10 protein-coding genes are annotated in these 12,155 nt (G+C 64.0%); 4 read left to right on the forward strand and 6 right to left on the reverse strand.

Going from position 1 to position 12,155, the window contains the following annotated elements; translation table 11 throughout:
• Positions 1 to 72: 72 nt before the first annotated feature.
• The 6 genes from accC to PIN01S_RS21525 form a co-directional block, all read right to left on the reverse strand.
• Positions 73 to 1,422, reverse strand: coding sequence for an acetyl-CoA carboxylase biotin carboxylase subunit (gene accC, locus PIN01S_RS21500; RefSeq protein WP_084338822.1), 1,350 nt, complete (start codon positions 1,420 to 1,422; stop codon positions 73 to 75).
• Between the two features lie 17 nt (positions 1,423 to 1,439).
• Positions 1,440 to 1,904, reverse strand: a complete 465-nt coding sequence (accB, locus tag PIN01S_RS21505; RefSeq protein ID WP_084338824.1) for an acetyl-CoA carboxylase biotin carboxyl carrier protein — start codon at positions 1,902 to 1,904, stop codon at positions 1,440 to 1,442.
• 96 nt (positions 1,905 to 2,000) lie between these two features.
• Positions 2,001 to 2,444, reverse strand: a complete 444-nt coding sequence (gene aroQ, locus PIN01S_RS21510; RefSeq protein WP_084338826.1) for a type II 3-dehydroquinate dehydratase — start codon at positions 2,442 to 2,444, stop codon at positions 2,001 to 2,003.
• Positions 2,445 to 2,583: 139 nt separating this feature from the next.
• Positions 2,584 to 4,365: a protein-disulfide reductase DsbD gene (locus PIN01S_RS21515; RefSeq protein ID WP_084338828.1), complete on the reverse strand. Its 1,782-nt coding sequence runs from the start codon at positions 4,363 to 4,365 to the stop codon at positions 2,584 to 2,586.
• Between the two features lie 111 nt (positions 4,366 to 4,476).
• Complete coding sequence (locus PIN01S_RS21520) at positions 4,477 to 6,441, reverse strand: methyl-accepting chemotaxis protein (RefSeq protein WP_084338830.1); 1,965 nt, start codon at positions 6,439 to 6,441, stop codon at positions 4,477 to 4,479.
• 110 nt (positions 6,442 to 6,551) lie between these two features.
• Positions 6,552 to 8,168, reverse strand: a complete 1,617-nt coding sequence (locus PIN01S_RS21525; protein WP_084338832.1) for a response regulator — start codon at positions 8,166 to 8,168, stop codon at positions 6,552 to 6,554.
• Between the two features lie 266 nt (positions 8,169 to 8,434).
• Between PIN01S_RS21525 and PIN01S_RS21530 the strand changes: the two genes are divergently transcribed.
• The 4 genes from PIN01S_RS21530 to PIN01S_RS26815 all read left to right on the forward strand — a co-directional run bounded on the left by PIN01S_RS21530 (position 8,435) and on the right by PIN01S_RS26815 (position 12,139).
• Positions 8,435 to 9,502, forward strand: a complete 1,068-nt coding sequence (locus PIN01S_RS21530) for a DUF2333 family protein (RefSeq protein WP_084338834.1) — start codon at positions 8,435 to 8,437, stop codon at positions 9,500 to 9,502.
• Positions 9,502 to 10,035: an NUDIX hydrolase gene (locus tag PIN01S_RS21535; protein ID WP_084338836.1), complete on the forward strand. Its 534-nt coding sequence runs from the start codon at positions 9,502 to 9,504 to the stop codon at positions 10,033 to 10,035. The genes PIN01S_RS21530 and PIN01S_RS21535 overlap by 1 nt, the downstream gene beginning before the upstream one ends.
• A gap of 250 nt (positions 10,036 to 10,285) precedes the next feature.
• Positions 10,286 to 11,614: a pectate lyase family protein gene (locus PIN01S_RS21540; protein ID WP_084338838.1), complete on the forward strand. Its 1,329-nt coding sequence runs from the start codon at positions 10,286 to 10,288 to the stop codon at positions 11,612 to 11,614.
• 369 nt (positions 11,615 to 11,983) lie between these two features.
• A complete protein-coding gene (locus tag PIN01S_RS26815) occupies positions 11,984 to 12,139 on the forward strand; it encodes a hypothetical protein (RefSeq protein ID WP_169715863.1) in 156 nt (51 codons plus the stop codon).
• Positions 12,140 to 12,155 lie beyond the last annotated feature (16 nt).

The following is a 12,155-nucleotide window of genomic DNA, read 5'->3' on the forward strand; positions in this document are numbered from 1 at the left end:
CCGCTCCCTCGTTGGTTGCACATCATATAGCTTGCAGCTTGCAGCTTGCAGCTTGCAGCTTGCAGCTTGCAGTTAGTGCTTATCCATACCCAGTTTCTTTTCCAGGTAGTGGATGTTGATGCCGCCTTTGCAGAAGCCCTTGTCGCGGACCAGGTCGCGGTGCAGCGGGATGTTGGTCTTGATCCCGTCCACCACGATCTCTTCCAGGGCGTTACGCATGCGCGCCAGGGCCTCGTCACGGCTGGAGCCGTAGGCGATCAGCTTGCCGATCAGCGAGTCGTAGTTCGGCGGAACCGCATAGCCGCTGTACAGGTGCGAGTCGACACGGATGCCGTTGCCGCCCGGTGCATGGAAGTACTGCACCTTGCCGGGGCAGGGCATGAAGTTGTCCGGGTCTTCCGCGTTGATCCGGCACTCCAGGGCATGGCCGCGGATGACTATGTCTTCCTGGCGGATCGACAGTTTTTCGCCGCCGGCGATGCGCAGCATCTCCTTGACGATGTCGATACCGGTGACCATTTCGGTGACCGGGTGCTCCACCTGGACGCGAGTGTTCATCTCGATGAAGTAGAAGCGGCCGTCTTCGTAAAGGAACTCGAAGGTGCCGGCGCCGCGGTAGCCGATCTCGATACAGGCGCGGACGCAGCGGTCGAGCACTTCGGCGCGTGCGCCTTCGTCGATATCCGGTGCCGGGGCTTCTTCCAGGACCTTCTGGTGACGGCGCTGCAGCGAACAATCGCGATCGCCCAGGTGGATGGCGTTGCCCTGGCCGTCGGCCAGCACCTGGACTTCCACGTGACGCGGGTTCACCAGGAATTTCTCCAGGTAGACCATGCCGTTGCCGAACGCGGCCTCGGCCTCGGTACGGGTCAGACGCGCCGACTTGATCAGGTCCTCTTCCTTGTGCACCACGCGCATGCCGCGACCGCCGCCGCCGCCGGCAGCCTTGATGATCACCGGGTAGCCGACCTCGCGGGCGATGGCCAGGGCGGTTTCCTCGTCTTCCGGCAACGGGCCGTCAGAGCCCGGTACGGTGGGAACGCCGGCCTTCTTCATCGCGTCCTTGGCCGACACCTTGTCGCCCATGAGGCGGATCACGTCGGCGGTCGGGCCGACGAAGGCGAAGCCGGAGCGCTCGATCTGCTCGGCGAAGTCGGCGTTTTCGGCAAGGAAGCCGTAGCCCGGGTGGACCGCGGTCGCGCCGGTCACTTCGGCAGCGGCGATGATCGCCGGAATGTTCAGGTAGGACTGGGCGGCGGAGGTCGGCCCGATGCAGACGGTTTCGTCGGCCAGCGACAGGTGCATCAGCTCGCGGTCCGCCGTGGAGTGCACCGCCACCGTCTTGATGCCCAGCTCCTTGCAGGCGCGAAGGATGCGCAGGGCGATCTCGCCGCGGTTGGCGATCAGGACTTTTTCCAACATCGCAGGCTCTCCGCGGTTCAGACGATGGTGAACAGCGGCTGGTCGTATTCCACCGGCTGACCGTTTTCCACCAGGATGGATTCGATGACGCCGCTGGCTTCGGCCTCGATGTGGTTCATCATCTTCATGGCTTCGACGATGCAGAGGATGTCGCCTTTCTTGACGCTCTGGCCGATCTCGACGAAAGAAGAGGCAGTCGGGGACGGCGAACGGTAGAAGGTGCCGACCATCGGCGAGCGAACCACGTGGCCGTTCAGCTTGGGCGCGGCCGGGGCAGCGGCTTCGGCGGCCGGAGCAGGCGCTGCCGCAGGGGCGGCGGCCATGGCGACCGGGGCGGGTGCGGCAGCGTAGACCTGCTGCGGAGCGACGGTCTTGCCGTGGCGGCTGATGCGCACGGACTCTTCGCCCTCGCGAATCTCCAGCTCGTCGATACCGGACTCTTCCAGCAGTTCGATCAGTTTCTTGACTTTACGGATATCCATTAAGGGTCGACTCCCAAGTGTGGTCAGGGGGTTCCGGCCGTTTCCCGACGCCTTCGCGTCTGTTCCCGCCTTGCGTGCTTGCGCTCGCGAGTGCGTTCAGGACGTGGCCAGTTGTTCCAGTGCCGCCTCCAGGGCCAGGCGATAGCCGGTGGCGCCGAGGCCGCAGATCACCCCTACCGCAACATCGGAGAAGTAGGAGTGATGACGAAAAGGTTCACGCTTGTGCACGTTGGACAGGTGCACTTCGATGAATGGGATGCTCACCGCCAGCAGCGCGTCACGTAATGCGACGCTGGTATGTGTGAATGCGGCGGGATTGATCAGGATGAAGTCGACACCTTCGCCCCTGGCGGCATGAATGCGCTCGATCAGTTCGTACTCGGCATTGCTCTGCAGGTAGAGCAGGTGGTGGCCGGCCTCGCGGGCGCGGCGCTCCAGATCCTGGTTGATCTGGTCGAGGGTGACGGCGCCATAGACGCCCGGCTCGCGGGTGCCGAGAAGATTCAGGTTGGGGCCATGCAGGACCAGTAGGGTAGCCATGGTCGGTTACTTATCCTTGTCAGGTTTCGCGGCTGGCGAGGACTATGCCGGAAAAGCGGAGTGACTGTCCAGTCATGGCGCGTTTGCCGTAAATGCCGGCACATTGGCCGGCATTTACGGCAGAAATATGAGGAAGGGCTCAGCGAAGCGCTTTGCTGCGTTGCAGACGTTCGGCGAAGTTCGCCGCATCGATTTCCCCGATCACCCGCAGCTCGGCGATTTCGTCGCCGTTGTCGGCGAAAAAGAGGATGGCCGGAGGGCCGAACAGCCGATAGCGATCGAGCAGGGCACGCTGGGCCGGGTTGCTCTCGGTCATGTCGAAGCGGACGAGGCGGAAGGCACCGAGTTGGCTGGCTACTTCGGGAGCGGTCAGGACTTCACGCTCGATCACCTTGCAACTGATGCACCAGTCGGCATACCAGTCGAGCAGCAGCGGCTGGCCGGCCGCCTTGGCCTCGGCCAGGGCGGTATCCAACTCGGTGGGTTGGGTGATGGTGCGCCATTCGCCTGCGCTGCTGGCCGGTAGAGCATTGCCGGCGAGCGGGACACGACCGAGTGGGCGCAGGGGATCGGACTGGCCTTGCAGCGCCCCGACCCAACTGGCCAGGGCATAGACCAGCAGGGCGAGGCCAGCGAGCTGGGCGAGCTTCTGCCGGTGCGTCTTCGGCGTGAATTCCAGGGCGCCGAGCCAGAGTGCCACGCCGGCGGCGAGCAAGCCCCACAGTGCCAGGGTCAGCGGGCCCGGCAGCACCCGTTCGAGCAACCACACGGCGACGGCGAGCAGCAGGACGCCGAAGGCGTTGCGCACCGATACCATCCAGATACCGGATTTCGGCAGCAGCGCGCCGCCGCCCAGGGCGAACAGCACCAGCGGGGTGCCCATGCCGAGACCGAGGGCGAACAGCTTCAGCCCGCCGCCGAGCGCATCGCCGCTGGCGCTGATATAGAGCAGGGCGCCGGCCAGCGGGGCGGACACGCAGGGGGAGACCAGCAGGCTGGACAGCACGCCGAGCAGCGCAGCCCCCCACAGCGAACCGCCACGAGTGTTGCCGGCCAGGCGGTCGAGCGGCGCACTGATGAAATGCGGCAGGCGCATTTCGAAGACGCCGAACATGGCCAGGGCGAACAGGCCGAAGAAGGCGGCGAAGGGCACCAGCACCCAGGGCGATTGCAGGCGCGCCTGGAGATTGAGTTCGGCACCGAACACGCCCATCAGCGCGCCGAGCAGGGCGAAGCAGGCCGCCATCGGCAGTACGTAGGCCAGCGACAGGGCGAGGCCGCGCAGGCCGCCGATCTGCCCGCGCAGCACCACGCCGGAAAGGATCGGCAGCATGGGTAGGACGCAGGGGGTAAAAGTCAGGCCGAGGCCAGCGAGGAAGAACAGCGCCAGGGCCTTCCAGTCCAGATCGCGGGGTTGGCGGGCGGGTTCGCTGGTGCTTGGGGCGGAGGCGCCGCTCGGAAGGTCGCCGATGGCGATGCGTTCGGTTTCCGGCGGATAGCAAAGCCCCTTGTCGGCACAACCCTGGTAGGTGACTTCCAGGGCGAAAGGTCGCTGCTGCGGGTTATCCACCGGCAGGTCGACGTCCAGCACGCCGTAGTAGACCTCGACGTCGCCGAAGTAGTCGTCGGTCTTGGCTTCGCCGGCCGGCAGCCGGGGTTGGCCCAGGGCGATGTCCGCCGGGTCGGTGCGGAAGGCGAAACGGTGCCGGTAGAGGTAATAGCCTTCGGCGGCGACGAAGCGCAGTTTCACCGACTCGGGGCCGCTCTCCACCAGGCTCAGGCGGAAGGCTTCGCGCACTGGCAGAAAGTCGCTGCTGTTATTCAGCGGTGCGCCGAGGGTGGGACTGGGGCGGCTGTCGAAGAGGCCCGCGGCGGCGGGGAGGGCGACCAGGAACAGCAACAGGGTCAGCAGGCGGGGCATGGGCATCTCGCTAAACCGTAATCCGCGCATGATAGCGGAGTGAGGCGCCTGGCTGCAGGCCCGGGCTGTAAACGGGATTGTCCGAATGCCGACTGTGTCTGCCTCGGCCTGTTAAACGCGAAACGCCTGGACGGCGGTATGCAGCCGGCCGCCGAGTTCGAGCAGTTGTTCGCCCTGGTGGCGTCCTTCGCCGATGCGCTGCAGGTTGTCGCTGCCGAGGCTGTGGATGCGTTCGCTGTGATCGCGGATATCGCTCACCGCGCCGCTCTGCTGGGCGGTGGCTTCGGCGATGCGTTCGGCCATGCTGGCGATGGTGCGGATCGCTTCGACCACTTCCACCAGCGCGCCATCGGCGGCTTCGGCCTGGAGGGCGGTGTCCTGCGCATGCTCGACCTGGGCGCGCATGGCCTCCACCGACTGACGGGCGGCCTGTTGCAGGCGGGCGATCAGTTGCTGGATTTCCTCGGTGGCGCCGGTGGTGCGCTGGGCCAGGGAGCGGACTTCCTCGGCGACCACGGCGAAGCCGCGCCCTTGCTCGCCGGCACGGGCGGCCTCGATGGCGGCGTTCAGCGCCAGCAGGTTGGTCTGCTCGGCGATGGCGCGGATCACGGTCAGCACGTTGCCGATGGTGGCAGTTTCCTCGGCCAGGCGCTCGATGGCCTGGGCGTTGTCCTGGACTTCGCTGACCAGCCCGTGCAGGCCCGCCAGGCTCTGGTCGATGACCCCTTGTCCCTGTTCCACCGAGCGCCCGGCCTGGCGGCTGGCGTTGGCGGCCTGGCTGGCATCGTCGGCAACCTGCTGGATGGTGGCCTCCAGTTCGCCCAGGGCGTCGCGGATCAGGGCGGTGTCGCCCGCCTGGCGTTCGGCGCCGCTGTGCAGGCCGCTGCTCAGCCCGGCCAGGGTGCGACTACTGCCGGCGACCTGCTCGGCATGCCGGCGGATAGTGCCGACCAGATCGACCAGGTAGGCGCGCAGGTGATTGAGAGAGTCTTCGATGTCGCGCAGTTCGCGGGTGCGTGCGTCGAGGCGGATATCCATCGCGAAATCGCCGGCGGCCCAGGCCGACAATGCTGGAACCAGGCGCCCGAGGACGCGGGCCAGGCGGCGCTGGATGGTGTCGATGGTCAAGGCGATGAGCAGGATCAGGACGATCATCAGCCCCTGGATCAGGCGAACCTCGCCCTGGATACGGCCATGCTCGGCCCGTACGGCGGGTTCCAGCGCGGCCAGGGCCTGCTGCAGGGCGGCCAGCTTCTGGCGGGTGGTATTGGCCAGTTCGGTGCGGCGCTGGATCAGCTCCCGGGTGCGGGCCAGCTCGCCCGGGTAGCGTTTGATCAGGCTGTTCAGCTCGCGCTTGAGGGCGATTCCCCGGTCTTCGGCCTGCTGTTCTTCGGTGTCGCTGTCCAGGCCGAGCAGCGCGGCGAACGCGTTGCCATCGGAGGGGCTCCGCTCTTCCACGCCGAGCAGGGGCAGGGCGTCCAGGCGTTCGGCCTGGCGCTGGAGGGCGGCGATTTCCCGCTCGACATCCGCGGCCAGTTCGACGCGCCCGCTGGCCACCAGTTTGTCGCGGGCATGGGCAAGACGTTGCAGGTGCTGGGCGATCTGGAACAGCGGAGGGCGATAGTCGGCGGCGGCTGCTTGGGTGCTGCTGTCGGCGTACTGGGCAAGCTGGTCGAGGAGCCCGCCAATCTCCCGCTCCGCCTGCAACAGCAGGCCCTGCGGATCGCCAGCCAGTTTTCCGGCGGCCAGCAGGTCGGTGGCGACAAAGTCGCGCAGTTCTCCAAAGGTCGGTCGCAGCGAATCGGCCAACGGCTCCGGCAGGCTATCCAGCTCCCGTTCCAGCTCATCGATGGCCTGGCTGGCGGCGCTGTGGCGCAGGGCATCGCCGCTGGCGAGGTAGTCGTGGATGCTTTGCGCCACATCGTTCTGGAACTGCTGCGACAGGCTCAGGTAGTTCGCCATCAACAGATAGGGGCGCTCCAGGGCGCGTTGCGACCACCAGAGGGTGGCGCCCAGGGCGAGGCAGACGGTGACCAGGAGCAGGGTGTTGAGGTTGGTGAGCAGCTTGAGGCGCATCTAGGCAATACCGGGGAACGGCGGTAGCCAGACGTTATTGCGGTTTGGTTGCAGGATGATGACAGAAGTGGCGCAAGGCCACTATTTGGCCTTGCGAGTTGTCCCTGGCGTCAGCCGGAGAAAATCACCGTCCGGTTCCGGCCACCGTGCTTGGCCTGGTAGAGCGCCTGGTCGGCCTGCTTGGACAGCATCTTGCTGTCCACCCCGTCAGACCATTCGGCGACGCCGCAGCTGAAGGTGCAGGTCAGGTCCTGCGGTTTGGCCGGGTAATGGATTTCGGCGAACCGCTGGCGAATTTCTTCCAGCACCCGGAAGGCCGAGGCCGCGTCGGTGTCGGGCAGGATCACGGCGAATTCTTCGCCGCCATAGCGGCCGATGTGGTCGGTCTTGCGCAGGCGCTGCTTGAGGAACAGGGCCAGGCTCTTGATCACCCGGTCGCCCATGGGATGCCCGTAGGTATCGTTGACCCGCTTGAAATGGTCGATGTCGAGCATGGCGAAAGCCAGCGGCTGGCCGTCGCGGCGAGCGCGGAAGGTGGCGTCCTCCAGCAGTTGCAGGGTGTGGGTGTGGTTGTACAGGCCGGTGAGGCTGTCGCGCACCATGCGGGCCTTCAGGTTGCGCGCGCGGGCGGCGCGGTTGCGCACGGTGGCGATCAGGTGGCGCGGTTTGATCGGCTTGGTCAGGAAGTCGTCGCCGCCCTCGCTCATGGCATCCAGCTGCTTGTCGAGATCGTCCTCGGCGGAGAGGTAGATGATCGGCACGCTGACATAGCGGTCGTTGTGGCGGATCACCTTGGCCAGCTCGGTGCCGTTGCACTCCGGCATGTACATGTCGAGGATGATCAGGTCGGGCTGGAAGTCGGCCAGTTGGGCCATCGCCTGGATCGGTTCGGTGAGGGTGCGGGTGACGATGCCGGCACTGTTCAGCACGCGCTCGGTATGGGTCGCCTGGGCCCGCGAGTCGTCGATGACCAGGACCTTGTACGGATCGTACTGGGTGACGTGGGTCAGTTCCTCGATGCGTTCGAGCAGGCTGGAGGCGTCCAGGGTCCCGGTGAAGAATTCCTCGCCGCCCGCGCGCACCGCGGCGAGCCGGGTCGGGGTGTCGGTGTCCTCGTGGCTGAAGAACAGGATGGGCAGCTTCTGTTCCAGGTCCTGTTGGACCTCCGCGGCCAGACGCAACCCGCAGCCGGTGCCGGAGAAATCGATCTCCATGACGATCGCCGCCGGATGGCGCTCGACCATGGCGCTGCGAAAGGCATTGGCATCGCCAAGGGCTTGTGCGTTGACACCGAAGAACTCGAGCTGCTGGCCCAGCCGTTCGGCGCGCTCGACGTCCTGGAGCGCGAGGTAGACCGGCTTGCGCAGCGGCGGCAGGAAGGTCTGTTCGAGACGGTCGCGATGGCGCAGGCCGGTGCGCGACAGGCGCTGCATCAGCAGGTTGAGTTCGCTTATCAGCGCGCTGGTGATGCGTCCATGGTTGGCTTCGATGGCATGCAGGCAGTGGGCGATGCCGTGGGCGAGCTGAGCGTGCCCGGCCTGCTCGAAACGCTCGGCATAGCGCAGCAGCCGTTCGTTGGCCTCGGCCAGTTCGGCCATGTGCGGGGCGGTCCATTCGCTCGACTGCAACCGCTGCCAGACCTCCAGCACATGCCGCGCCTGATGGATCACGCGCTGGGCGAAATGATGCTTGAGGCGGTCGCGGCTGGGATCTTCTTGATCGATCATGGCCTGGCTTCGAGTAGGGGCCGTGGTCCGGCTTCTGATGGTGGCCTCATGCTATCACTTGTTCGCATGATCTGCGCATATCGATGAGTTATTGACGCCAGCGGTTCGGCACCGTTCGTCGGCTGTTTCCCTGCCGCGACCCGCTCTTAGTTTGCGGTGTCGCGCTGCGCCGACCGGCAGACTTCACTTATAGTGCAGCCTCTGGCCGCAACCCACCCGAGGCGTTGCGGTCAGAACCCTGCCTGACTGATCGAAAGGACATTGCCATGCTGGATTGGAAGAACCGCGCCGGCCGTCTGCGCGACCGCGTCGACGACTCGGTGGATGATGTGCGCAGCTACTTCGGCGGCGTCTGGCTGAGCCGCGCTCTGGGGTTGCTGCTCGGCCTTTACCTGCTGATCACCCTGGTGCTCGGCTGGTACTGGAGCCAGGAGCCCGGTTTCTTCCCGGTCCAGCAGAACGCCCAGGCCGCGGCCGAGCGTGCACAGCGGCAACTGGTGGGTGGCTACACCACGGTGGAAACCCTGAAGAAAGTCGCCAGCACATTGCTGGACAAGCCGGGCGGCTACCTGTCCAACGACCTGGCGCCGCCTGGCCTCTGGCTGGACAACATGCCGAGTTGGGAATACGGCGTGCTGGTCCAGGTCCGCGACCTGTCGCGCGCGCTGCGTAAGGACTTTGCCCGCTCGCAGTCGCAGTCCACCGAGGACTCCGACCTGGCCCGCGCCGAGCCGCGTTTCAACTTCGACAACAAGAGCTGGGCACTGCCCGCTTCCGAATCCGAATACCGCGAAGGATTGCGGGCGCTGGATCGCTACCTGGCCAAGCTGGCCGACCCGAACCAGCCCAAGGCGCAGTTCTATACCCGTGCCGATAACCTCAACAACTGGCTGGGCGACGTCGCCACCCGCCTCGGCTCGCTGTCCCAGCGCTTGTCGGCCAGCGTCGGCCGGGTGCGTTTGAACACCGACGCGAAACCCGAGGAAGTGAAGCCCGGAGAAGTGCCGCGGGTCAGCGAGGAAACCGTGGAAACGCCCTGGCTGCAGATCGACAACGTGTTCTACGAGGCGCGTGGCCAGGCCTGGGCGCTGTCGCACCTGTTGCGCGCCATCGAGGTGGACTTCGCCGATGTGCTGGCGAAGAAGAACGCCACCATCAGCGTGCGTCAGATCATCCGCGAGCTGGAGGCGGCACAGGAGCCGTTGTGGAGCCCGATGGTGCTGAACGGTAGCGGCTACGGCGTGCTGGCCAACCACTCGCTGGTGATGGCCAACTACATCTCCCGCGCCAACGCCGCGATCATCGATCTGCGCAACCTGCTCGAGCAGGGCTGATGAGCGCCTGGAGCGAACGCGAGGCGGCCCACCGGGCCGCTTCCGACGCCGAGCTGATCGCCTGGGTCGACGAACAGGACCGCCCGCTCGGCGGTCTGCCACGCGCCGAGTTGCGCCAGCGGGGGCTGGTCGGCCGGGGTACCTTCATCCTCCTGTTCAACTCCGCCGGGCTGCTCTGCGTGCACCGGCGGACCCTCAGCAAAGCGCTCTATCCCGGCTATTGGGACGTGGCCGCCGGTGGCATGGTGCTGGCGGGTGAGACGTACCTCGAATCCGCCACCCGCGAACTGGAAGAGGAGCTGGGCGTCAGTGGCGTCGAGCTGCACGAGCACGGCCGCTTCTTCTTCGACCAGCCGGACAATCGCCTGTGGTGCGCGGTGTTCTCCGCGGTATCCGACCAGCCGCTGGTCCTGCAGCCCGAAGAGGTGCTGGAGGCGCGCTTCACCCCTCCCCACGATGTGCTTGTGGAAGCCTGTGACAAGCTCTTCTGCCCGGACTCCCTGGAAGCCCTGAGACGCTATCTCGGGGCTTAGTATGAGGCAAGCAGGCTCCGGTATAATTTATCTAGTCGTACCTCTAGCAGGTCGCTGATTTTGAGTGACATGGTTTGCATTTTGTATGAATCGCTAGCCGATCTGCAGAGAACAGCGCCAACGTCACATCATGCAACATTTCCTGTCCTTTAGTTTCCGTCTCGTACCGTTTGTCGGGGCTTCCTTGCTCAAGGAAGTGTCATGGCCAGGGCGATGTGCGGTTATTTCGTATTGGTTATGGAAATAAATCATGAAAGAAAATGAAACATTGCCCCAGCGCTGGGGCAAGGCGGCGATCTGTGTAGGTGCTTTCGCAGGAATGGCGATGTTGTCGCCATTGGCAGTGGCCGCGAAAGCCCCATTGGGCTTTGGGCAGGGAGTAACAGGTGGCGAAGGCGGCGTCGTGATTGAGGTCAGTACGGCGGCGGAGTTGGAAAGTGCGCTCTGCGATCCCAAGAAGCTGTCCGGTGATAAGCGTGTTTGCTCAGACTCCTCCCCACGGATTATCAAGATCAAGGGTGTCATCGATTACAATGCGGCGGACTTGCAGGAAATGAAAACATCCGCAGGCTGCTATTACGCGGACGAAGAGGTTTGCATTGCAAAAGGTGTGCCGGCCAAAGAGTGGGATGTTCTCGTGGCGGATAACTCTTCTTATAGCGGTCACTGTAAAAGCCATACCGGTGTCGACAATATCACTTACAACAACCTTGGTCTGAAGCCGTTGGCAATCGGCTCCAACACCACCGTAATGGGCGTTGGTAAGAACTCCGGCATCAAGGGGCGTGGATTCGCGGTACGTAACGCCTCCAACATCATTATTCGTAACCTGTCGATTACCGATATCAATGAACGCATTGTCTTCGTAGGTGATGGCATTCTGCTCGAGAATGCAGATAAGGTCTGGATCGACCAGAACCGGTTCAGCCATGTTGGGCGTCAATTCATCACCCTGGGTTATGCAAAAACGACTAATGTCACGATTTCCGATAACGACTTCGATGGCACCAGCAAGCAAGGGAAGAGCTGTAATGGCGCTCACGCCTATGAGCTCTACGTCGCGGGCCAGAATCAGAGCGTCACGATCGTTGGCAACTGGTTCCGCAACTTCCGGTCGCGTGCGCCGATAGTCATGCCGCCGGATGGCGATGGTCCGGCGCCCGTCGTCCACATGGCGAACAACTATTTCGAGCACGGCACCTGGCATGGACTGGATGCGTATAAACCTGCCCGCGTACTCGTGGAAGGGAACTATTACGAAGATGTTCAAACTCCGATCCTCAGGTATCCGGATTCGGATTCAAAGGGGCAGAACGCCGGCTATGTTTTCGCCCCGTTGGCAACAGAGAAGCAGTTGTGCAAGTCCAAACTCAAGCGTGAATGCACCGCGAATCTGGTGTTCAACGCGAATCCTAAGCCGTACTCTTTGCCGGTAGAGCGAGCTTTTACTCTCGACGCCAACGTGTTGGATGCGATGAAAGTCGCGGCTGGTGGCAAGTCGGTGTTCAAGGCCTATCCGGCCAAGAACGTACCGAGACGTGTCAAGGCCGAAGCAGGACCGCAGGATTGGCTTCGCTGATTTTTGCTGATGATGAAATAAGCCCGGAAAGCAGAAGATGATTTCTGCCCCTGGCCGCGACAGAACGCCACCGATCGCATCGGTGGCGTTTCTTTTTCGGGGACAGAGCCGAAGTAGTCAACCAGGCAGAAGCAGAGCGCCGGCACTTTCTCTCCTTCTATGGAGCGAGTGGATCATGAGGCTGTGGTGACGCGGTTTACACTTTTTCAAACGGGTCCGATCTCTGTCGAAGAAACGCATCGACCTCACATCTTCCTCGTTTTCCCTGCACTAGCGTCCGTCGGGACCGGCCTGTGCGGCATCTTCTGTTGGGGAGGAGACGCCCAGGAAAAACGGGCGGTCTTCCACAAAGAACGATGAGAAAAAATCATGAGTCGATACGAAATGTTGTCCCGACACTGGAACGGTGTCGTTGGTATCAGCGCGCTGAGCGCGCTGGCTTTGATGTCACCGCTTGCGCTTGCGGCGAAAAGCGATGTGCCGCCGGGGTTCGGTCACCAGACCACGGGCGGCAAGGGTGGCTAGGTCATCGAGGTTTCTA

The sequence above is a fragment of the Pseudomonas indica NBRC 103045 genome, from assembly GCF_002091635.1.
Lineage (GTDB): Bacteria > Pseudomonadota > Gammaproteobacteria > Pseudomonadales > Pseudomonadaceae > Pseudomonas_M > Pseudomonas_M indica.

Bases quoted from the DNA above. Each gene is read 5' to 3' on its own strand.
- accC (WP_084338822.1), bottom strand. From the start codon at position 1,422: ATGTTGGAAAAAGTCCTGATCGCCAACCGCGGCGAGATCGCCCTGCGC.
- accB (WP_084338824.1), bottom strand. From the start codon at position 1,904: ATGGATATCCGTAAAGTCAAGAAACTGATCGAACTGCTGGAAGAGTCC.
- aroQ (WP_084338826.1), bottom strand. From the start codon at position 2,444: ATGGCTACCCTACTGGTCCTGCATGGCCCCAACCTGAATCTTCTCGGC.
- PIN01S_RS21515 (WP_084338828.1), bottom strand. From the start codon at position 4,365: ATGCCCCGCCTGCTGACCCTGTTGCTGTTCCTGGTCGCCCTCCCCGCC.
- PIN01S_RS21520 (WP_084338830.1), bottom strand. From the start codon at position 6,441: ATGCGCCTCAAGCTGCTCACCAACCTCAACACCCTGCTCCTGGTCACC.
- PIN01S_RS21525 (WP_084338832.1), bottom strand. From the start codon at position 8,168: ATGATCGATCAAGAAGATCCCAGCCGCGACCGCCTCAAGCATCATTTC.
- PIN01S_RS21530 (WP_084338834.1), top strand. From the start codon at position 8,435: ATGCTGGATTGGAAGAACCGCGCCGGCCGTCTGCGCGACCGCGTCGAC.
- PIN01S_RS21535 (WP_084338836.1), top strand. From the start codon at position 9,502: ATGAGCGCCTGGAGCGAACGCGAGGCGGCCCACCGGGCCGCTTCCGAC.
- PIN01S_RS21540 (WP_084338838.1), top strand. From the start codon at position 10,286: ATGAAAGAAAATGAAACATTGCCCCAGCGCTGGGGCAAGGCGGCGATC.
- PIN01S_RS26815 (WP_169715863.1), top strand. From the start codon at position 11,984: ATGAGTCGATACGAAATGTTGTCCCGACACTGGAACGGTGTCGTTGGT.